Source organism: Pseudomonas sp. zfem003, from assembly GCF_032621675.1.
GTDB lineage: Bacteria > Pseudomonadota > Gammaproteobacteria > Pseudomonadales > Pseudomonadaceae > Metapseudomonas > Metapseudomonas otitidis.
The window spans coordinates 84,549-103,314 of the sequence record NZ_JAVYJG010000002.1; the positions used below are offsets into that span (position 1 = coordinate 84,549).

Sequence of the window (18,766 nt, forward strand, 5' to 3'; positions counted from 1 at the left end):
GATTACCGAGTTTTGCTGAGCCTTCTTGTTCCGCCTTCCCAGGCGAGTTTCTTTTGGCAGTCGCCCCAAAAGAAACCAAAAAGGCTTGCCCCGCCATCCGGGTCCCGCTTCGCGGGACTCCCCTCGCTCCGTCGCTGCTCCGGGGGCCGGCGCGATGGGCCATCCCTGGCCTGGCGCGCCTCTCGCGGCATCCATGCCGCTCGTCCCCCTGCGCAACGACTGCGCTTGGCCTTCTGAAGGGGCGCTGTCCCCGCCCCACCACAGACGCCAGGCAGAGCATTCAGTTGCGCATCGCGCTGGGTTCGAAGTCGTTAATGCAAAGGCGCCGCCGCCTGCAATTCGTTGTCCTCCAGCCAGTCCTGCGCCAGCTCTCTCAGACGGGCCGCTTCGAAGTGGTGCCAGGCTTCCAGCAGCACCGGGTATTCCATCAGCACGTGGCGGAAGGCACGGGCCGGTTTGCGGCCGGCCAGGGCCTGTTGCAGGGCGGTGTAGGCGTGGGGGTGGACGACTTCGTGGAGGAATTCCTCCATCAGCCGCAGCTCGTCTCCGTGGGTGAGGGGTTCCACCAGCAGGAAGCGCTCCGGCTCTTCGCGCAGGAGGGTTTCCAGCTGGGGATCGGCATCCTCTTCGGGGATCAGCAGGACCTTGCCGGTGAGCAGGTCCAGGTAGTGGTCCAGGCCCTCGGTGGAGAGGGCGAAGGCCAGTTGGTCGAGGTCGATGGTCAGGGGGCGCATGGCTCGGGCCTCGGCAAGGGGGAAGGCCCGATCCTACGCCCTCCGGCGGGCAGTGTCAGACCCGGAAGCGCCCGACCATCTGTTGCAGTTCGTTGCCCAGGCGCGCCAGCTCCACGCTGGATGCGGCGGTCTGGTCGCTGGCGGCGGCGGTCTGCTCGGAGATGTCGCGCACGTTGAGGACGCTGCGGTTGATCTCTTCGGCCACGGCGCTCTGCTGCTCGGCGGCGGCGGCGATCTGCTGGTTCATCGACTGGATGGCCGAGACGGCGCCGGTGATGGAGGTCAGCGAGTCGCCGGCCTCGCGGGCCAGGCGCAGGGTGTCTTCGGTCAGCTCCAGGCTGCTTTCCATCATGCCGGCGGCCTGCTGGCTGCCGTTCTGCAGGCCGGCGATCAGCTCCTGGATTTCCTCGGTGGACTGCTGGGTGCGCTGGGCCAGGCCGCGCACTTCGTCGGCCACCACGGCGAAGCCGCGCCCGGCCTCGCCGGCACGGGCGGCTTCGATGGCGGCGTTGAGGGCCAGCAGGTTGGTCTGGTCGGCGACGGTCTTGATCACGTCCAGCACGCTGCCGATCTTGTCGCTTTCCCGGCGCAGCTGCTGCACGGACTCGGTGGAGCGGCCCACTTCGGCAGCGAGGCGGTCCACCTGGCCGAGGGCCTGGCGCACCAGGCGGTCGCCCTGGGCGGCCTCGCGGTCGGCGGAGGCGGCGGCTTCGGAGGCCTGCTCGGCGTTGCGCGCCACGTCGTGGACGGTGGCGGCCATTTCGTTCATGGCGGTGGCGACCTGGTCGGTCTCGACCTTCTGCGCGTTCACGCCGGCGCTGGTCTGTTCGGTGACGGCGGAGAGTTCTTCGGCGGCGCTGGCGATCTGGGTGACGCCGTCGCCGATGCGCCCGATCAGCTGGCGCAGGTTGCCGGCCATGGCCTGCAGGGCGCGCTGCAGCTGGCCCAGTTCGTCCTGGCGATCGGCCTGCAGTTCGGCGCGCAGGTCACCGTCGGCGATGCGCGAGGCGAAGGCCAGCGCCTGGCGCAGCGGGGCGAGGATCTGCCGGCTGATGGACCAGGCGGCGAACACGGCGAGGCTGATGGCCAACAGGGTGCTAATGAGCAGTTGGCTGCGGGCGCTGGTGGCGTCGCTGCTGCGGGCCTTCACCTGCAGTTCGTAGATCCGGTTGCCCTGGTCGCGCATGGTCTCCGCGTGCTTGCCCATGGTGTCGATGGCGGCGCGGCTGGCCTCGACGCCCTGGCCGAACTGGCGCACGGCGCTGAGGTAGGCATCGAAGGAGGGGCGGGCGCGGGCCAGGTAGTCGGCGAAATCGCCGGTGGCCTGCTGCTTGAGTGCGTCGAGGTCGCGCTGCAACTGCGCCAGGGCGGCCTGGGCCGGTTGCTCGGATTCCGGGGTCTGCTGGAAGACGAAGCCGCGCACCAGGTAGCGGATGGACAGCAACTGCTGGTTGAGCCCGGTGATGGTGCGGGTTTCGTCCAGTAGTGCAGGGTTGGTCGGGTCGCGGGCGAGGTCGTCGAAGCGCCGCTTCTGCAGTTCGGCGAACTGGGCGAGTACGGCTTCGGCGGACTTGATCAGCACGGCACGGGCGGCGTTGCGGTCGTCCTGGGCGCGGATCAGGGCGGCGAGGGACTGGCGGTAGGCGTTGATCTCGCTGCGCAGTTGCTCCAGTCGGGTCCGGCCTTGGGCGGTGTGGGCGTCGGCCTCCAGGCGGTCGCTGATGGCGAGCATGGCGTCGATCAGCTGTTCGATGTTGCGGGCGTGCTGCAGGTCGCCGGTGCTGACGAACTGCAGGCGCTGGGCGCGGGCGTCCTTGATGGTGTTTTCCAGCTCGCTGACGGTGACCATCTGGTCGCTGCTGTCGATCATGCGGTCGATGCCGCGGATGCCGGTGAACATCACCGCCAGGGTGAGGAGCAGGACGAGGCCGAAGCCGAAGGCAAGTTTGCGGCCGACCCGCAGGTCGGCGAGCCGTTGTGTGCACCAGTGGTACATGGTTTCTCCCGGGAATGCGTAAGCCCGGCGGTGCGCGGGGCATCGCCGTGGCGGGTGAGGCGTCTGTTGGAGTTATTGGGAAAGGCGCTGCCGAGACGGCGGCCTGTGACGCGGGGGCGGGAGAGTAGCCGGCGCCCCGGGGCGCCGGCAAGAACATGGTGGCAGTTTGATATTTCGTCTGATGGCCGGCCCGGGCGGCCTGCTATCAGACGCGGAAGCGGCTGACCAAGTCCTGCAGGCTGCCGCCCAGGCGCGCCAGTTCGACGCTGGAGGTGGCGGTCTGGTGGCTGGCGGAGGCGGTCTGCTCGGAGATGTCGCGCACGCTGACCACGCTGCGGTTGATCTCTTCGGCCACGGCGCCCTGCTGCTCGGCGGCGGCGGCGATCTGCTGGTTCATGGCCTGGATGGTGGACACCGATTCGGCGATGGCGCCCAGGCGGCGGCCGGCGCGGCGGGTCAGCTCGACGGTGCTGTCGGTCAGCTCGCGGCTGGTTTCCATCAGGCTGGCGGCGCGTTGGGCACCGCTCTGCAGGCCGGCGATCAGCGCTTCGATCTCCTGGGTGGATTGCTGGGTGCGCTGGGCCAGGCCGCGCACTTCGTCGGCGACCACGGCGAAGCCGCGACCGGCTTCACCGGCACGAGCGGCTTCGATGGCGGCGTTGAGGGCCAGCAGGTTGGTCTGGTCGGCCACGGTCTTGATCACGTCCAGCACGCTGCCGATGCGCTCGCTCTCCTGCTTGAGGTGGGTGACGGCATCGCTTGAGCGAGTGACCTCGTCGGCCAGGCGATCCATCTGCTGCACGGCGTCGTTGACGGCCGTCTCGCCTTCGCGGGCCTGGCGGTCGGCGGCGCTGGCGGACTGGGAGGCGTCTTCGGCGTTGCGGGCGACCTCGTGGACGGTGGCGGCCATCTCGTTCATGGCGGTGGCGACCTGGTCGGTCTCGACCTTCTGGGCGTTCACGCCGGCGCTGGTCTGGGTGGTGATGGCGGACAGTTCTTCGGCGGCACTGGCGAGCTGGGTGACGCTGTCGCGGATGCGGCCGATCAGGTCGCGCAGGCTGGCGTTCATGCGCTGGATGCTGCCCTGCAACTGGCCGAGTTCGTCGCTGCGTTGCACCACCAGGTCGCGGCTGAGGTCGCCGGCGGCGATGCGCTCGGCGGCGTCGAGGGTGTCGCGCAGGGGCTGGGTAATTTGCCGGGTGATGAGCAGGGCGGCGAACAGGCCGAGCACCAGGGCGATGATCGAGGCCACCAGCAGCATGACGTGGGTCTGGCGGGTCTCGGCTTCGAGCTTGGCGTTCTGCTGGGTGTACAGGCGCGCGCTGATCTCCAGCAGGCGCTGGCCCTGCTGGCCCATGGCGTCGAACTGGGCCTGGGCGCTGTCGTTGGCACGGCGATAGGCGCTGATGGCGTCGCGGTAGGTCTTGAGGTTGCTGCCAACGCGGGCCAGGTCGGTGTCGTCGTTGCCCAGGGTGGCGGCCAGCTTGGCCTGGTTGCCGAGGGCGGCGTCCACGGCTTGCAGGGCGGCGTCCTGGAAGCTGGGGTCGTTGCTGAAGGTGTAGCCACGGACCTGGAAGCGGGCCTGCATTACCGAGAGGCGCAGGTCGGCCAGTTCGTGGAACTGGGTGAGGCGGCCGGCATCGTCGAGGGTGATGTCGGCGAGGACGCGCTCAATGAGGTTGCCGATGGAGGCCATGGCGGCGTCGGCGCTGGTGCCCAGTTGGCTGCGCGCGCCCTCGCGGGTCTGGTAGGCCTTGCCGAGCTCGGTGAAGGCGGCCTGGTAGGCCTGGGTCGCCTGGCGGGCCTGCTCCATGTGCTCGCGGTCGCGGGCGTCGGTGAAGTGCTGTTCGAGGGTGCGGGTGTGGTCGTCGATGGCCTGCACGCGCGCGCGTACACGCTCGGCGTTGTTGGCGTCCTGCTTGAGCTGGTAGGCCTGCTGGCTGATCTGCAGGTCCTTGGCCAGCTCGCTGAGGTTGGCCGAGTCCTGGAGTTTTTGGCCTCGATCCAGGGTCTCGTCGATGGCGAGCCAGCCGGTGAGGGTGATGAGCAGGGTGAGCAGCAGGACGAGGCCGAAGCCGATGGCGAGCTTGAGGCTGACACTGAGGTTACCGAACCAGCGTGACATGCTTCTTCTCCTGGCGAACGCGGCAGAGAGGTTGAGGGAGGTGGGAGGTTATCGGCGGAGTGCCGGGGCGCTTGATGGGGCGCCTGTCAGAACAGGCGGGCGAGCAGGGCGGTGACCGCCGTCTCGACCCGCAGGATACGTTCGCCCAGTTGCACCGCTTCGAATCCGGTGGCTTGCAGCTTCTCGACTTCGTAGGGGATCCAGCCGCCTTCGGGGCCGATGGCGAGGGTGACGGGGCCTTCCACGGCACGGGGGCATTCCGGCCAGGGGCCGGGGTGGCCGACCAGGGCACGGGTGCCGGCGGCGAGGGCGGGCAGGCGGTCTTCGACGAAGGGCTTGAAGCGTTTCTCGATCACCACCTCGGGGAGCACCGTGTCGCGGCCCTGTTCCAGGCCGAGGATCAGCTGCTCGCGGATGGCGGCGGGCTCGAGGAAGGGGGTCTGCCAGAAGCTCTTCTCGACCCGGTAGCTGTTGAGCAGTACCAGGCGCGGGACGCCCATTGTGGCGACGGTCTGCAGCACGCGGCGGAGCATCTTCGGGCGTGGCAGGGCCAGCAGCAGGGTCAGCGGCAGCTTGGCCGGCGGCGGCTGGTCGAGGCTCACCTGCAGTTCGGCGCGGTCGGCCTCCAGGGCGGTCAGCCGGCCTTCGCCCATGGCGCCGCCGAGCAGGCCGACCCGCAGGCTGTCACCGGCTTCGGCGCGGTGCACGTCATGCAGGTGCTTGAGGCGGCGGCCACGCAGGAGGGCGTGGCCGGGGGCGACGAAATCGCCCTCTTCCAGCAGCAGGAGGTTCACGGGCGGGTGGCGGGCGGCTGGTCTTCGGGCTCGCTTTCCGGCGTGTCGTTGCGCCGGCGCACCAGGCCGCCGCAGAACACGCCGACCTCGAACAGCAGCCACATGGGCACGGCCAGGAGGGTCTGGGAGAAGATGTCCGGCGGGGTGAGGATCATGCCGACCACGAAGCAGCCGATGATCACGTACGGGCGGATCTTCTTCAGGTAGGCCACGTCGACCACGCCGATCCAGATCAGCAGCACCACGGCGACGGGGATCTCGAAGGCGACGCCGAAGGCGAAGAACAGCGTCATGACAAAGTCGAGGTAGCTGGCGATGTCCGTCATCATCGCCACGCCTTCGGGGGTGACGCTGGCGAAGAAGTGGAAGATCAGCGGGAACACCAGGAAGTAGGCGAAGGCCATCCCGGAGTAGAACAGCACGATGCTGGACACCAGCAAGGGCATGGCTACGCGCTTCTCGTGCTTGTACAGGCCGGGGGCGATGAAGCCCCAGACCTGGTGCAGGATCACCGGCATGGCGAGGAACAGCGCCACCACCATGGTCAGCTTGAACGGGGTGAGGAAGGGCGAGGCCACGTCGGTGGCGATCATCGTCGCGCCTTCTGGCAGGTACTGGCGCAGCGGTGCGGAGACGAGGGTGTAGATCTTCTGGGCGAAGTAGAACAGCCCGGCGAAGATCAGGAACACCGCCGCGACGCAACGCAGCAGGCGGGTACGCAGTTCGGCGAGGTGCGAGACCAGGGGCATTTCCTGGTCGTATTCCGGCTTCTGGTCGCTCATAGGGGGCGGGGCGGCTGTGGCGGTTCGGCGGAGGGGGGCGTGGCAGCCGGCGGGGTCGCCAGCGGGGTGGCGACCGTGGCGCCGGATGCGGCGGGTGTCGTGCCGGGCACGGGCTGGCCAGCAGGCGACGGTGGAGCGCTGGCTGCCGCGACGGGAGCCGGTACTGGCTGCGGGGCGGCCGGGGTGGGCGAGGCCTCGGCGGCTTCGTCACGCTGCGCCGGGTCGGCCAGCAGGTTCTCCAGGCTGGGCGGCACGATGCTTTCCTTGATCTGCCGCTCCATCGCCATGATCTGCTCGTTGTGCAGTTGGCGACGGATCTCGTCGGCGCCGATCTCGCGCTCCACTTCCTGCTTGATGGCGTTGAAGCTGCGCTTCAGGCGGCCGATCCACAGGCCTGCCGTACGTGCAGCACCCGGCAGGCGCTCGGGGCCGAGCACCAGCAGGGCCACGAGGCCGATCAGCAGCAATTCACCAAAGCTGATGCCGAACATGGCGCATCAGTCCTTGCGCACAGTCGGCTCTTCGACCTTGTGCGCCTGGCCGTCGATGGTGTGCGGCTGGTTCAGCGGGGCGGCAGTCGGCTGGGCGGCGGGCTGCTGGGGCTGCTCGGCCTTCTGTTCGTCTTCGGTGTTCATGGCCTTGCGGAAGCCCTTGATGGCTTCGCCGACGTCGGAGCCGAGGTTCTTCAGGCGCTTGGTGCCGAAGACCAGGACGACGACGATCAGAATGACCACCCAGTGTTTCCAGTCGAAAATACCCATGGTTTGCTCCTGCGTATCGATTCGTTAGGCGGAAGGCTGGCGGGCGGCTTTTTCAGCGTGCCCGGACAGGCCGAAGCGACGCTCCAGTTCGTCCAGTACGGCCTGGGGATGCTGGCCGAGGGCGGCGAGCATGACCAGGCTGTGGAACCAGAGGTCGGCGGTTTCGTAGATCAGGTCGCTGCAGTCGCCGCTGGTGGCGGCATCCTTGGCGGCCAGGATGGTTTCAACCGATTCCTCGCCCACCTTCTCGAGGATCTTGTTCAGCCCCTTGTGGTACAGGCTGGCCACGTAGGAGGAGTCGGCCGGCGCGTTCTTGCGGGCTTCGAGCACCTCGGCGAGGCGGGAAAGGGTGTCACTCATGTGCATGTCCTGCGTGGTAGATCGCGTCGGGGTCCTTGATGACCGCGTCGACGGTCTTCCAGCCGCCGTTCTCGTAGACGCGGTAGAAGCAGCTTTCGCGGCCGGTGTGGCAGGCGATGCCGCCGATCTGCTCGACCATCAGCACGATCACGTCGGCGTCGCAGTCCAGGCGCAACTCGTGGAGCTTCTGCACATGGCCGGATTCCTCACCCTTGCGCCAGAGTTTGCCGCGCGAGCGTGACCAGTAGATGGCAAGGTTCTCGGCCACGGTCAGGGCCAGGGATTCGCGGTTCATCCAGGCCATCATCAGGATGCGTCCGGTCTTGTGGTCCTGGGCAATGGCCGGGACCAGGCCGTCGGCGTTCCAGTGGATGTCTTCCAGCCAGTCGTTCATGTCGGTTTCCACGAGCAGGCCGGGTGCGGGCCCGGCCGGGGGCAGTAGTGTGCCAGCGCTGGCGCGGCCTTGGCTATCGGCGAAGTACGAGATACAGACCACTGGCCAGCATCAGCCAGGCCGGCCAGGCGGCGAGGTGCTGCTCCAGGCCGGTACTGGCCGCGCCCACCAGCAGGGCGGCGCCGATCAGGCGCGGGGCGAGGCCGTCGCTGGCACGGCGCCAGGGCGGTGGCGGGTCGCTGGCGTGGGGTTGGCTCATGCGCTCCAGCAGGTCGCGGGTCATGCCGGCCAGGTGCGGCACCTGCTCGACCTGGGCCTGCAGGTTGGACAGCAGGCTCTTGGGGCTGACGCGCTCGCGCATCCAGCGTTCCAGGTAGGGCTGGGCGGTGCTCCAGAGGTCGAGGTCGGGGTAGAGCTGGCGGCCGAGGCCTTCGATGTTGAGCAGGGTCTTCTGCAGCAGCACCAGTTGCGGCTGCACTTCCATGTTGAAGCGGCGTGCGGTCTGGAACAGGCGCAGCAGCAGCTGGCCGAAGGAGATGTCCTTCAGCGGCTTTTCGAAGATGGGTTCGCAGACGGTGCGGATGGCCGCTTCGAAGTCGTTCACCCGGGTTTCCGCCGGGACCCAGCCGGAGTCGATGTGCAGCTGGGCGACGCGGCGGTAGTCACGCTTGAAGAAGGCGATGAGGTTGCGCGCGAGGTAGTCCTGGTCCTCGGGGGTGAGGCTGCCGATGATGCCGCAGTCGATGGCGATGTACTGCGGGTTCCAGGGCTGGCGGGTGCTGACGAAGATGTTGCCGGGGTGCATGTCGGCGTGGAAGAAGCTGTCGCGGAACACCTGGGTGAAGAAGATCTCCACGCCGCGTTCGGCCAGCAGCTTGAGGTCGGTGCGCTGGTCGGCGAGGGTGGCCAGGTCGGTGACCGGGACGCCGTAGATGCGCTCCATCACCAGCACCTTGGGGCGACACCAGTCCCAGTAGACCTGGGGCACGTAGAGCAGCGGCGAGCCTTCGAAGTTGCGCCGCAGCTGGCTGGCGTTGGCCGCCTCGCGCAGCAGGTCGAGCTCGTCGTAGATGGTCTTCTCGTAGTCGCTGACCACTTCCACCGGGCGCAGGCGGCGGGCGTCGCTGGAGAGGCGCTCGGCCAGGCGGGCGATGAGGAACAGCCAGGCGAGGTCTTGGCGGATCACCGGCTTGAGGCCCGGGCGCACCACCTTGACCACCACGTCTTCGCCGCTCTTCAGGCGTGCGGCGTGGACCTGGGCCACGGAGGCGGAGGCCAGCGGGGCGACGTCGAAACGGGTGAAGACGTCGCTGATGCGGGCGCCGAGCTGCTCTTCGATCAGGCGCACGGCCTGCTCGGGGTCGAAGGGGGGGACCTGGTCCTGCAGGCGTGCCAGCTCATCGGCGATGTCCGGCGGCAGCAGGTCACGGCGGGTGGAGAGCAGTTGGCCGAACTTGATGAAGATCGGCCCGAGGCCTTCGAGGGCCAGGCGCAGGCGCTCGCCACGGGTCAGCTGCAGGTCGCGCCGGGGGAACCAGCGCCAGGGCAGCAGGCAGCCGAGCATGCGCAGCCACCAGGGCAGCGGGAGGTCGAATATCAGGTCGTCGAGGCGGTAGCGGATGACCACGCTCTGGATGCGCAACAGGCGGCGGACGGCGAGCAGCTTCATGCGTCTGGGGGACTTTTCCGGGTCAGGCGACCGATGCGGGCTTCGAGACGGTCGAGATCGATCTTGAGACGGTCCAGTTCGGCGAAGCGGGCTTCCGCTTCACGCTGGCCCACCAGGGTGCGGGATTCCTCGGCGAGGTAGTCGGCGAGGTTCTGGTGCAGGCTGTCCAGGCTCTGCCCGGCCCAGCCGGCGCGGCTGCGCAGGTGGCCGGCGAGCAGTTGGGTGCCCACCGGGCCGAGCCAGCGGGAGACTTCGTATTCCCAGTCCAGCTCCAGGTCCTGCAGCACCGCGGCCAGTTCCATGAGCGCGGCGCTGTCGCCTTCCAGTTCCACCTCGGGGCGGTGCAGGACGGCGGTCTTCTCCTTGCTCAGGGCCAGGCGCAGCAGGCTCGCGGCGGGGGCGCGCAGGGTGCAGTCGGCCGGTGCGGCCCAGTGGGCGGCGAGGACCAGGCCGTCGCCGCCGGGCAGCAGGTAGAGCTCCAGCGCGGGGGCCTGGCAGTCGATGCGGATCACCTTGCCTTCCAGGCGGGACAGCCGGGGCAGGGCGGTGGCGTCGAGGCGCAGGACCCGGTTGAGGCCGTGTTCGGCGCCGGCCAGCAGGGCCTGGGTGAGCATCAGGGCTTGATGCCGCGATGCAGGGCGACGATGCCGCCGGTCATGTTGTGGAAGGTGGTCCGCTCGAACCCGGCTTCCACCATCATGGCCTTGAGGGTTTCCTGGTCGGGGTGCATGCGGATCGATTCGGCCAGGTAGCGGTAGCTCTCGGCGTCGTTGGTGATCAGCTTGCCCATCAGCGGCAGCAGGGTGAAGGAGTAGGCGTCGTAGGCCTTGCTCAGCAGGTTGCTGGTGGGCTTGGAGAACTCCAGCACCAGCAGGCGGCCCCCGGGCTTGAGCACGCGCAGCATGGAACGCAGGGCGGCGTCCTTGTGGGTGACGTTGCGCAGGCCGAAGGCGATGGTGACGACGTCGAAGTGGTTGTCGGGGAAGGGCAGCTTCTCGGCATCGGCCTGGACGAAGCTGACGTTGCCGGCGACGCCGCTGTCCAGCAGCTTGTCGCGACCGACCTGGAGCATGGAGGCGTTGATGTCGGCGAGGACCACTTCACCGGTGGGGCCGACCAGGCGGGAGAACTGGCGGGTGAGGTCGCCGGTGCCGCCGGCGATGTCCAGCACGCGGTTGCCCGGGCGCACGCCGGACAGCTCGATGGTGAAGCGCTTCCACAGCCGGTGGACGCCGCCGGACATCAGGTCGTTCATCAGGTCGTACTTGGCGGCCACCGAGTGGAACACTTCGGCGACCTTGGCGGCCTTCTGGCTCTCCGGCACGTTCTGGTAGCCGAAGTGGGTGGTGGGTTCGGCGTCGTGGCCTTTGCGCGGTTCGTTCATGTCGCTGCCCCGGAATAGAATTGGCGGCCATTCTAGGCTTGTCGGCCTGGTTTGTCTTGGGCTGCGCCCGGCGCCTGGAGTGGCCTGCTATAGTCGCGCGACCTTAAGTCGCAGTCCGGAGACACCCATGGCACGCATCCACGTCGAACGTTCCCACCAGCTCGGAAAAGCCGCCGTGCGGGAGAAGGCCGAGCAGCTCGCCGAGCGCCTGGCGCGCGAGTACGACGTGCGTTACCAGTGGCGCGGCGACACCCTGGAGTTCAGCCGCAGCGGGGCTGACGGGCGCATCGAGGTGAGCGACGACAGGGTCAATGTCGAGGTGAAGCTGGGCCTGCTGCTGTCGGCCATGGGCGGCAGCGTGAAGCGCGAGATCGAGAAGGCCCTGGACGAATACCTGGCCTGACGGCCGCCGCACCCGTCCTGCGGCTAGTATGCGGTTTCTAATTTTCCTGGCTAACGTGCACCCCAAGCCCCGATTCCGGGCGAGTCCCCCACAATCCGCGTGAGGTGCACCATGGCCAAGGCAACCACCGCCAAGAAGAAAGTCGAAGTAGAGAAGACCCCCGTTCTTTCCGACGTACGCCTCTATGCCAGGAAGATCTGGCTGGCGGGCCTGGGCGCCTACGCCAAGGCCGGCCAGGAAGGCGTCGACTACCTGCGTGAGCTGGTCAAGGCCGGCGAAGGCGTCGAGAAGCGCGGCCGCAAGAGCGTCGATGCCGGTGTCGAGGCGGCCAACAGCCAGCTCGATTCGGTCAAGGGCAGCGTGCTCGAGAGCGTGGCGGGCGTGAAGGAAAAGGTCGAGGTCCAGATCGACCGCATCGAGAAAGCATTCGACAACCGCGTAGCAGTGGCACTCAATCGCCTCGGGATTCCCTCCCGCCAGGACGTTGAGGCACTCTCTGCTAAGCTCGATGAGTTGAGCGCATTGCTCGAACACGTCGCGCGAACCAAATAAGGAGAGCAGGATGGCTGGTAAGAAGAAAACCGCAAAAGAAACCAACTCCTGGATCGGCGAGATCGAGAAATACTCGCGCCAGATCTGGTTGGCGGGCCTCGGGGCCTATTCCAAGATCAGCAACGACGGCACCAAGCTGTTCGACACCCTGGTCAAGGATGGCGAGAAGGCTGAGAAGCAGGCCAAGACCGAAGTCGACAAGCAGGTCGATGCCGTCAAGTCCCGTGTCGGTTCGCGCGTGGATTCGGCCAAGTCCCGGGTCGATGAAGTGAAGGACAAGGCGCTCGGCAAGTGGAGCGAGCTGGAAGAGGCCTTCGACAAGCGCCTGAACAGCGCCATCTCCCGCCTGGGCGTGCCCAGCCGCAACGAGGTGAAGGAACTGCACGGCAAGGTCGAGGCCCTGACCAAGCAGATCGAGAAGCTGACCGGTGTTTCCGCCAAGGCGGTCAAGCCGGCAGCCAAGCCCGCTGCCAAGCCCGCTGCCAAGGCAGCGCCGGCGAAGGCCGCTGCAGCCAAGCCGGCCGCTAAGCCTGCTGCCAAACCGGCGGCCAAGCCTGCTGCCAAGGCTGCTCCGGCGAAAGCCGCCGCTGCCAAGCCGGCCACCAAGCCCGCGGCTGCCAAACCGGCTGCTGCGAAGCCCGCTGCTAAACCGGCCGCCAAGGCTGCCGCTGCAAAACCTGCAGCCAAGCCTGCCGCCGCCAAGCCTGCTGCCAAACCGGCTGCGAAGAAGGCTCCGGCCAAGAAGCCGGCTCCGGCGAAAGCGGCGGCTCCGGCCCCGGCGGCTGCGCCCACTGCTCCGGCAGCACCGGCTCCGGCTGCTGCGGATGCGCCGAGTGCGGCAACACCCCAGGCCTGATCACCCCAGGTCACCTGAACGCCCGGCCCATGCCGGGCGTTCTCGTTTCAGGCTTCCAGGTAGCGACGGGCGAGGCCTTCGACTGCCATCCGCGCCTCCGGGCGCAGGTGGGGCGCCACCAGCATCATGATCTGGAAGACCACCAGCTGGCTCTCGCCGGCGCCGTTGCCGAGGATGCGCTGGTAGTCCAGCGAGAACAGCAGGGTGAGGGTGATCTGCTCCACCAGCTGGCCCAGTGCAGGAGTGTCGCTCACCAGCTGGTCGTCCGCCTTCAGGCGGGCCAGCAGGGCGGCCAGGGTGCGCTTGAGGGCGTTCAGCCAGTGGCGCATGCCGCGTGCGAGCCGGGGCAGGCGCCCGGCCAGGTTGGACAGGTCCTGGAAGAGGAAGCGGTAGCGCGCCACCCGCTCGACGATCAGATGCAGGAACAGCCAGTACTCCTCCACGTCCAGCCGGGCGCCATCGGGTGGGTCGAGCAGGGGCTCGGTCTCGGCCTGGAAGCGCTCCAGCAGCGCCATCACCAGCGGCTCCTTGCCGTGGAAGTGGTAGTAGAGGTTGCCGGGGCTGATGCCCAGCTCGGTGGCGATCTCCAGGGTGGTGACGTTGGGTTCGCCCTCCTGGTTGAACAGCGCCAGGGCGCATTCGAGTATGCGGTCGCGGGTCTTCATCCTGCCTTCTTGTTCTGTTCTGCCGGACCCGCCCACCGGGTCCGGCGACTTCCTGTTCAGCGTACGTGTACGTAGGTGCCGGGCGAGGCCTCCATCGGCGGGTAGTCCGGGTTGCCCAGCGCCACCTGGGTTTCCCGCTGCTCGCCCGAGCGCGCCTGGATCCACTCCAGCCATTTCGGCCACCAGCTGCCGGCGACGCTCTCCGCGTCGTAGTACCAGGCACGGTGGTCGGAGCTGAGGGTGGGGTTCTCCAGGTGGGTGGCCTTGGGGTTGCCGGGCGGGTTGAGGATGCTCTGGATGTGGCCGCTGTTGGAGAGCACGAAGCGGCTCTCGCCCCCTAGCAGCAGGGCGGAGCGGTAGACCGACTCCCAGGGCGTGATGTGGTCGTTGATGCCGGCCACGCTGAAGCTGTCGACGGTGACCTTCTTCAGGTCGATCGGCGTGCCACACACTTCCAGCGCGCCGGGGCGGGTCAGCGGGTTGTGCTTGAACAGGTCGAGCATGTCGCCGTGCATGGCGGCCGGCAGCCGGGTGTTGTCGTTGTTCCAGTAGAGGATGTCGAAGGCCGGTGGCTGGCGGCCCAGCAGGTAGTTGTTGATGAAGTAGTTCCACACCAGGTCGTTGGGACGCATCCAGGCGAAGATCTTCGACATGTCGCGGCCATCCAGCACGCCGGCCTGGTAGGAGCGGCGCTTGGCGGCTTCGAGGGTCTGTTCGTCGGCGAACAGCGCGGCCGGTGTTTCCACCTGGGAGTCCAGCAGGCTGACCAGGTAGGTGGCGCTGCTGACCTTGCGCAACTGCCGCTTGGCCTGCAGGTGGCCTTGCAGGGCGGCGATGGTCAGGCCGCCGGCGCAGGCGCCGACCAGGTTGAGGTCCTTGCTGCCGGTGATGGCGCGGCACACATCGGTGGCTTCCTCCAGGGCCTGCACATAGCTGGACAGGCCCCACTCGCGGTGACGCGCGTCGGGGTTGCGCCAGCTGATGGCGAACACCTGCAGGCCGTTCTTCAGGGCGTACTGGACGAAGCTCTTCTCCGGCGTCAGGTCGAAGATGTAGAACTTGTTGATCTGCGGGGGAACGATCACCAGGGGCTTGAGGTACTGCTTCTCGCTCATGGGCTTGTACTGGATCAGCTCCAGCATCTCGTTGCGGAACACCACCGAGCCCGGTGTGGTGGCCAGGTTCCGCCCGACTTCGAAGGCGTGCTTGCTGACCTGGCTGGGCATGGCGTTGTTGTGCAGCAGGTCGTCGAACAGGTGGCGCGCACCGTTGATCAGGCTGAGGCCGCCGGTGTTGAACAGCTCCTTGACCGCCAGCGGATTGAGCAGGCTGTTGGACGGGGCCACGGCATCGCTGAGCAGCGACAGCACGAAGCGTGCGCGGGTGCGGTCGTCTGGGGACAGTTCGCTGTCGTCGATCCACTCCATCAGGTGCTGCTGCCAGGCCAGGTAGGCCTGGAGTCCGCGCCGGTAGAAGGGGTTGAGCCGCCAGGACGGATCGGCGAAGCGCGCATCCTGCGGGTTGGGGGTGTAGGGCGTGTCTCCCAGTAGCACTCGGCCGAGCTTGCCGCCCAGCTTGAGCAGGTGGCGGGCGCTGTGCACCGGGCGCTTGGCGCTGTGCACGGCCAGGGTGCGGACGGTCGAGGCCAGGTCCTTGCCTCGGAGGCCGACAATGGCGCTCTGCACGTTCATGAAGTTAGCGGGGACCGGCAAGGCGCCCGAGTCCTTTTTCTCTCGCATTGGGGCAACACTCCGTAATCAGTCCATCGTCATGGAGGGTCAGCAAGGCTCGTACCACGAGCACGACAGGTGCATTCCAGACCAGTTCCCGGGAAATTCAAGTCCGGGCGGGCTGCACCGTGCCGGCGCTCAGGTAGGGAAGGGCCCCATCCTGGGGCGCGATTTGGCTCAGGGGGTGCGGGGCAGCAGCGGCTTGGGGTGCATGACTGCCCGCCGCCGCTCCTGGGCGAGGAACTTCATGATGATCGGCGCGACTGTTTCAGCGCGTGTCACCAGGAACAGGTGGCCGTCGTCGATCACGTGCAGCTCCGCATTGGGAATGCGCCAGGCCAGCAGGCGCATGTTCACCAGCGGGATGATCGGGTCGTCATCGCCGGCCAGCACCAGGGTCGGTTGGCGGATGCGGTGCAGCCAGTGGATGCTGGTCCAGCCGAGGCCGGCGAACAGTTGCCAGTAGTAGCCCAGCTTGCCGGAGGAGCGCACCTTGCTCGCGTGGGCCATGGCCAGGCCAGGGTCGCGGCGGAAGGCGCCGCCGTAGATGTCCGGGGCGATGTGCACGCCGTAGGACGGCTGGATGTAGCGGCGCGGGCTGGCCATGCGCATCAGCACCTTGGGCTTGCCGGGCACCATTACCGCGCCAGCGGAGGTGGCGGCGAGGATCAGCTTCTTGCAGCGCTCGGGGTAGTCGTGGGCGAACTGCTGGGCGAGCGCGCCACCCCAGGAGACGCCGATGGCGTTGACCTGGCCATAGTCGAGGTAGTCCAGCATCCGCGCGGCGAGCTTGGCCAGGCCGGGGAAGCGGTAGGGCGTGCTGGGGGTGGAGGAACCGCCGACGCCGGGGACGTCGAAGGCGATCACCTCCTGGTCCGGGTCCAGCGCCTGGACGAAAGGGAACACCAGCTCGAGGTTGGCGCCGATGCCGTTGAAGATCAGCAGCGGCGTCAGGTGTTCTCCGCCCGGACGTACCGCAGTGCGGATGGTCTGGCCGTCGAGGTCGATGGTGCGGAAGACGAAAGGTTGCGGCATGCGCGAGCCCCTATGGGTGGATACGGCGGGCGGCGCCGGCTGGGGCTCCGCCTGGACTGCCGGGGATGAGCCGGCTCAGGCCGCCGCCCATTCGGGCGGCGAACCGGTTCGGCACGTCCGGGTGCCGGGGCGACGATGCGCGCGAGGCGCTATCAGCGCTCGTGGACATAGGTTCCCGGGGACGCCTCGCCGGCCGGGTAGGCCTTGTTGCCTAGGGTCAGCGTGGCTTTCTTCAGCTTGCCCGAGCGCTCGGCCAGCCAGGCCTGCCAGTGCAGCCACCAGGAGTCGGCGTGCTTGGTGGCGTTCTCTTGCCAGGCCTTCGGGTCGGCGGGCATGTCGCTGCCGGTGGAGAAGCGCGCCTTGGGGTTGCCCGGCGGGTTGAGGATGCTCTGGATGTGGCCGCTGTTTGACAGCACGAACTCGCACTTGCCGCCCAGCAGGCGGGCCGAGCGGTAGCAGGCTTCCCAGGGGGTGATGTGGTCGGTTGTGCCGGCCACGCAGAAGAAGTCGCAGGTGACCTTCTTCAGGTCGATCGGGGTGCCGCAGACTTCCAGCGCGTCGGGCCGGGTCAGCGGGTTGGTCTTGAACATCTCCACCAGCTCGCCGTGGAAGGCGGCGGGCAGGCGCGTGGTGTCGTTGTTCCAGTAGAGGATGTCGAACACCGGCGGCTCGTTGCCCAGCAGGTAGTTGTTCACCCAGTAGTTCCAGATCAGGTCGTTGGGCCGCATCCAGGCGAACACCTTGGCCATGTCCTTGCCTTCGAGCACGCCCGACTGGTACGAGCGGCGCTTGGCGGCTTCGAGGGTCTGCTCGTCGGCGAACAGCGCGACCTGGGTGTCGAGGTTGAAGTCCAGCACGCTCACCAGCTGGGTGAAGGCGTGCACCTTCTGCTCGCCGATAGCCTGGTAGTGACCCAGCAGGGCGACGGTGGTGATGCCGCCGGAGCAGGCGCCGAGCATGTTGAGGTCCTTGGCGCCGGTGATCTTCAGCACCACCTCGATGGTTTCCTTGAGGGCCTCGATGTAGGTCGACAGGCCCCATTCGCGCTGGGCCTTGGTGGGGTTGCGCCAGCTGACGATGAAGGTCTGGATGCCGTTGCGCAGGTTGAAGCGCGCCAGGCTCTTCTCCGGGGAGAGGTCGAAGACGTAGAACTTGTTGATCTGCGGCGGCACCACCAGCAGCGGGCGTTCATGCACCTGCTCGGTGATGGGCTTGTACTGGATCAGCTCCAGCACGTCGTTGCGGAACACCACGGCGCCTTCGGTGGTGGCGAGGTTCTTGCCGACCTCGAAGGCGTCCATGTTCACCTGGCTCGGCATGCCGCCGTTGTTGACCAGGTCCTTGGCCAGGTGGGAGAGACCGTCGAGCAGGCTCTTGCCGCCGGTCTCGAAGAAGCGCTTGACCGCCGCCGGGTTGGCCATGGTGTTGGTGGGGGCCATGGCCTCGGTCATCAGGTTGATCACGAAGTGGCCGCGGCTGGTATCGGACTCGGACAGGTTGCTGTGCTCGATCCACTGGTGCAGTTCCTTGCGCCAGGCGAGGTAGGTCTGCAGGTAGCGGCGATAGAGCGGGTTCTGGCTCCAGGCCGGATCGTTGAAGCGGCGGTCGTCCGCTTCGGGGTGCAGTTCGGAGGAACCGAGCAGCACGTTCTTCAGTTCGACGCCGAAACGGGCGACATGCTTGGCACTGTGGAAGGGCTGCTTGACGGCCTGCAGCATGACCATGCGTGCGGAGGTCAGCAGGTCCTTCCCGCGGATGCCGATCACCGGGTTCAGGCCCAGGGTGTTCTCCGAGGCTTGTCGCTGCAGGTCTTCGTTGTTCTTGTTGCTCATCTACGACGCTCCATTGTCCTGAGACGGATACCGGCGAACTGCTGTACGGGACAGTTAAGCGTGGCCTGGTACTGCTCGGGTTACCGGGGGTGCGAAGAGAACTTCGCCTGTTTCTGTGAACCTTTGGTTGCCAAATGCATGGAACCTGCCAGTTCTGGTTACCCGAGTTTAGGTGAATGCGCAAGCTGGCCCGGGGGCTGGCGTGCGTCGAAGAGTATGGCGGCGGGATCTAGAAAATGCGCTCTAACCGCGTGCGCCCTGGCCAGGATGGGGCCAGGGTCTGCACCGCTTCAGAGCATGAGGCGGACGACGCTTTCGTCGGGGTCGCGGGAGCGCCCGGCAGCCTGGAGCTGCGCCAGGTAGTCCTTCCAGAGCTCGTCCTGGCGGGTGGCGAGTTCGTAGAGGTAGTCCCAGGTGAACAGGCCGCTGTCGTGGCCGTCGTCGAAGGTCAGTTTCAGGGCGTAGTTGCCGGCGGGTTCGACCTTCACCAGGGCGACGTTCTGTTTGCCGTATTGCAGCACCGGCTGGCCGTGACCTTGTACCTCGGCGGAGGGGGAATGCACGCGGAGGAATTCGGCGGGCAGGCTGTGGCGTTCAGTGCCGTAGCTGAGCACCAGGGTGCGGGATGCCTTGTGCAGTGCGATGGCGGTGGGGATGCGCATGGGCGGGGCTCCGGACCGGGGCGGCCAGCCGG

20 protein-coding genes and 2 pseudogenes are annotated in these 18,766 nt (G+C 67.5%); 3 read left to right on the forward strand and 19 right to left on the reverse strand.

Features of this window, described 5'->3' with window-relative positions:
* Nucleotides 1-311 precede the first annotated feature (311 nt).
* From RTK35_RS03890 to ubiE, 14 genes and pseudogenes are all read right to left on the reverse strand, one after another.
* Nucleotides 312-734 (reverse strand): UPF0158 family protein, encoded by a 423-nt coding sequence (locus RTK35_RS03890; RefSeq protein WP_069562689.1) that lies wholly within the window; start codon nt 732-734, stop codon nt 312-314.
* Between the two features lie 55 nt (nt 735-789).
* On the reverse strand, nt 790-1,653 hold the full coding sequence (locus RTK35_RS30455) for a methyl-accepting chemotaxis protein (protein ID WP_409563821.1): 864 nt from the start codon (nt 1,651-1,653) through the stop codon (nt 790-792).
* Nucleotides 1,645-2,730: pseudogene (locus tag RTK35_RS30460) on the reverse strand (methyl-accepting chemotaxis protein); the annotation flags it as partial. The gene RTK35_RS30455 and the pseudogene RTK35_RS30460, both read right to left, overlap by 9 nt.
* A gap of 205 nt (nt 2,731-2,935) precedes the next feature.
* Complete coding sequence (locus RTK35_RS30465) at nt 2,936-3,799, reverse strand: methyl-accepting chemotaxis protein (protein WP_371320947.1); 864 nt, start codon at nt 3,797-3,799, stop codon at nt 2,936-2,938.
* Nucleotides 3,794-4,855 (reverse strand): annotated as a pseudogene (locus RTK35_RS30470) (methyl-accepting chemotaxis protein); the annotation flags it as partial. The pseudogene RTK35_RS30470 and the gene RTK35_RS30465, both read right to left, overlap by 6 nt.
* Nucleotides 4,856-4,941: 86 nt before the next feature.
* On the reverse strand, nt 4,942-5,649 hold the full coding sequence (locus tag RTK35_RS03905) for a 16S rRNA (uracil(1498)-N(3))-methyltransferase (protein ID WP_107331891.1): 708 nt from the start codon (nt 5,647-5,649) through the stop codon (nt 4,942-4,944).
* Nucleotides 5,646-6,431, reverse strand: a complete 786-nt coding sequence (tatC, locus tag RTK35_RS03910) for a twin-arginine translocase subunit TatC (RefSeq protein WP_044408006.1) — start codon at nt 6,429-6,431, stop codon at nt 5,646-5,648. The genes RTK35_RS03905 and tatC overlap by 4 nt, the downstream gene beginning before the upstream one ends.
* The gene (gene tatB / locus RTK35_RS03915; protein ID WP_182851215.1) at nt 6,428-6,922 is read right to left on the reverse strand and encodes a Sec-independent protein translocase protein TatB; all 495 of its coding nucleotides are present in this window, start codon (nt 6,920-6,922) and stop codon (nt 6,428-6,430) included. Before tatB ends, tatC begins: the two co-directional genes overlap by 4 nt.
* Nucleotides 6,923-6,928: 6 nt before the next feature.
* Nucleotides 6,929-7,192, reverse strand: coding sequence for a twin-arginine translocase TatA/TatE family subunit (locus RTK35_RS03920; RefSeq protein WP_044406660.1), 264 nt, complete (start codon nt 7,190-7,192; stop codon nt 6,929-6,931).
* A 24-nt stretch (nt 7,193-7,216) separates the two neighbouring features.
* Nucleotides 7,217-7,552 carry a phosphoribosyl-ATP diphosphatase gene (locus RTK35_RS03925; protein WP_044406663.1) on the reverse strand — a complete coding sequence of 112 codons (336 nt, stop codon included), beginning with the start codon at nt 7,550-7,552 and terminating at the stop codon, nt 7,217-7,219.
* Nucleotides 7,545-7,946 (reverse strand): phosphoribosyl-AMP cyclohydrolase, encoded by a 402-nt coding sequence (hisI, locus tag RTK35_RS03930; RefSeq protein WP_316907436.1) that lies wholly within the window; start codon nt 7,944-7,946, stop codon nt 7,545-7,547. Before hisI ends, RTK35_RS03925 begins: the two co-directional genes overlap by 8 nt.
* Before the next feature lie 73 nt (nt 7,947-8,019).
* On the reverse strand, nt 8,020-9,615 hold the full coding sequence (ubiB, locus tag RTK35_RS03935; protein ID WP_044406669.1) for a ubiquinone biosynthesis regulatory protein kinase UbiB: 1,596 nt from the start codon (nt 9,613-9,615) through the stop codon (nt 8,020-8,022).
* On the reverse strand, nt 9,612-10,229 hold the full coding sequence (locus tag RTK35_RS03940) for an SCP2 domain-containing protein (protein WP_316907437.1): 618 nt from the start codon (nt 10,227-10,229) through the stop codon (nt 9,612-9,614). The genes ubiB and RTK35_RS03940 overlap by 4 nt, the downstream gene beginning before the upstream one ends.
* The gene (gene ubiE, locus RTK35_RS03945; protein WP_044406675.1) at nt 10,229-10,999 is read right to left on the reverse strand and encodes a bifunctional demethylmenaquinone methyltransferase/2-methoxy-6-polyprenyl-1,4-benzoquinol methylase UbiE; all 771 of its coding nucleotides are present in this window, start codon (nt 10,997-10,999) and stop codon (nt 10,229-10,231) included. The genes RTK35_RS03940 and ubiE overlap by 1 nt, the downstream gene beginning before the upstream one ends.
* A gap of 127 nt (nt 11,000-11,126) precedes the next feature.
* Here ubiE and RTK35_RS03950 point away from each other — a divergent pair, with 127 nt between their 5' ends.
* From RTK35_RS03950 to RTK35_RS03960, 3 genes are all read left to right on the forward strand, one after another.
* Complete coding sequence (locus RTK35_RS03950; RefSeq protein ID WP_044406678.1) at nt 11,127-11,402, forward strand: polyhydroxyalkanoic acid system family protein; 276 nt, start codon at nt 11,127-11,129, stop codon at nt 11,400-11,402.
* Between the two features lie 111 nt (nt 11,403-11,513).
* Nucleotides 11,514-11,954, forward strand: coding sequence for a phasin family protein (locus tag RTK35_RS03955; protein ID WP_316907438.1), 441 nt, complete (start codon nt 11,514-11,516; stop codon nt 11,952-11,954).
* 10 nt (nt 11,955-11,964) lie between these two features.
* Complete coding sequence (locus tag RTK35_RS03960; protein ID WP_316907439.1) at nt 11,965-12,810, forward strand: phasin family protein; 846 nt, start codon at nt 11,965-11,967, stop codon at nt 12,808-12,810.
* A 47-nt stretch (nt 12,811-12,857) separates the two neighbouring features.
* On the opposite strand, the gene RTK35_RS03965 is transcribed toward RTK35_RS03960, so the two are convergent.
* The 5 genes from RTK35_RS03965 to RTK35_RS03985 all read right to left on the reverse strand — a co-directional run bounded on the left by RTK35_RS03965 (nt 12,858) and on the right by RTK35_RS03985 (nt 18,734).
* Nucleotides 12,858-13,475 carry a TetR/AcrR family transcriptional regulator gene (locus RTK35_RS03965; RefSeq protein ID WP_044406688.1) on the reverse strand — a complete coding sequence of 206 codons (618 nt, stop codon included), beginning with the start codon at nt 13,473-13,475 and terminating at the stop codon, nt 12,858-12,860.
* Between the two features lie 56 nt (nt 13,476-13,531).
* Entirely contained in the window at nt 13,532-15,214 is a 1,683-nt protein-coding gene (phaC, locus tag RTK35_RS03970; RefSeq protein ID WP_044406691.1) for a class II poly(R)-hydroxyalkanoic acid synthase, read from the reverse strand.
* Nucleotides 15,215-15,382: 168 nt separating this feature from the next.
* Nucleotides 15,383-16,240, reverse strand: a complete 858-nt coding sequence (gene phaZ / locus RTK35_RS03975; protein ID WP_044406694.1) for a poly(3-hydroxyalkanoate) depolymerase — start codon at nt 16,238-16,240, stop codon at nt 15,383-15,385.
* A 152-nt stretch (nt 16,241-16,392) separates the two neighbouring features.
* On the reverse strand, nt 16,393-18,072 hold the full coding sequence (phaC, locus tag RTK35_RS03980) for a class II poly(R)-hydroxyalkanoic acid synthase (RefSeq protein WP_309042576.1): 1,680 nt from the start codon (nt 18,070-18,072) through the stop codon (nt 16,393-16,395).
* Nucleotides 18,073-18,362: 290 nt separating this feature from the next.
* Nucleotides 18,363-18,734, reverse strand: a complete 372-nt coding sequence (locus RTK35_RS03985; RefSeq protein WP_074973668.1) for a gamma-butyrobetaine hydroxylase-like domain-containing protein — start codon at nt 18,732-18,734, stop codon at nt 18,363-18,365.
* Between the last annotated feature and the right edge of the window lie 32 nt (nt 18,735-18,766).

Excerpts from the sequence above, each read along its gene's own strand:
- phaC (WP_309042576.1), bottom strand. The coding sequence starts at position 18,072 with ATGAGCAACAAGAACAACGAAGACCTGCAGCGACAAGCCTCGGAGAAC.
- RTK35_RS03960 (WP_316907439.1), top strand. The coding sequence starts at position 11,965 with ATGGCTGGTAAGAAGAAAACCGCAAAAGAAACCAACTCCTGGATCGGC.
- phaC (WP_044406691.1), bottom strand. The coding sequence starts at position 15,214 with ATGCGAGAGAAAAAGGACTCGGGCGCCTTGCCGGTCCCCGCTAACTTC.
- RTK35_RS30455 (WP_409563821.1), bottom strand. The coding sequence starts at position 1,653 with ATGGCCGGCAACCTGCGCCAGCTGATCGGGCGCATCGGCGACGGCGTC.
- RTK35_RS03985 (WP_074973668.1), bottom strand. The coding sequence starts at position 18,734 with ATGCGCATCCCCACCGCCATCGCACTGCACAAGGCATCCCGCACCCTG.
- phaZ (WP_044406694.1), bottom strand. The coding sequence starts at position 16,240 with ATGCCGCAACCTTTCGTCTTCCGCACCATCGACCTCGACGGCCAGACC.
- RTK35_RS03890 (WP_069562689.1), bottom strand. The coding sequence starts at position 734 with ATGCGCCCCCTGACCATCGACCTCGACCAACTGGCCTTCGCCCTCTCC.
- RTK35_RS03955 (WP_316907438.1), top strand. The coding sequence starts at position 11,514 with ATGGCCAAGGCAACCACCGCCAAGAAGAAAGTCGAAGTAGAGAAGACC.
- RTK35_RS30465 (WP_371320947.1), bottom strand. The coding sequence starts at position 3,799 with ATGAACGCCAGCCTGCGCGACCTGATCGGCCGCATCCGCGACAGCGTC.
- RTK35_RS03965 (WP_044406688.1), bottom strand. The coding sequence starts at position 13,475 with ATGAAGACCCGCGACCGCATACTCGAATGCGCCCTGGCGCTGTTCAAC.
- ubiB (WP_044406669.1), bottom strand. The coding sequence starts at position 9,615 with ATGAAGCTGCTCGCCGTCCGCCGCCTGTTGCGCATCCAGAGCGTGGTC.
- RTK35_RS03920 (WP_044406660.1), bottom strand. The coding sequence starts at position 7,192 with ATGGGTATTTTCGACTGGAAACACTGGGTGGTCATTCTGATCGTCGTC.
- hisI (WP_316907436.1), bottom strand. The coding sequence starts at position 7,946 with ATGAACGACTGGCTGGAAGACATCCACTGGAACGCCGACGGCCTGGTC.
- tatB (WP_182851215.1), bottom strand. The coding sequence starts at position 6,922 with ATGTTCGGCATCAGCTTTGGTGAATTGCTGCTGATCGGCCTCGTGGCC.
- RTK35_RS03940 (WP_316907437.1), bottom strand. The coding sequence starts at position 10,229 with ATGCTCACCCAGGCCCTGCTGGCCGGCGCCGAACACGGCCTCAACCGG.
- RTK35_RS03950 (WP_044406678.1), top strand. The coding sequence starts at position 11,127 with ATGGCACGCATCCACGTCGAACGTTCCCACCAGCTCGGAAAAGCCGCC.
- RTK35_RS03925 (WP_044406663.1), bottom strand. The coding sequence starts at position 7,552 with ATGAGTGACACCCTTTCCCGCCTCGCCGAGGTGCTCGAAGCCCGCAAG.
- ubiE (WP_044406675.1), bottom strand. The coding sequence starts at position 10,999 with ATGAACGAACCGCGCAAAGGCCACGACGCCGAACCCACCACCCACTTC.
- tatC (WP_044408006.1), bottom strand. The coding sequence starts at position 6,431 with ATGAGCGACCAGAAGCCGGAATACGACCAGGAAATGCCCCTGGTCTCG.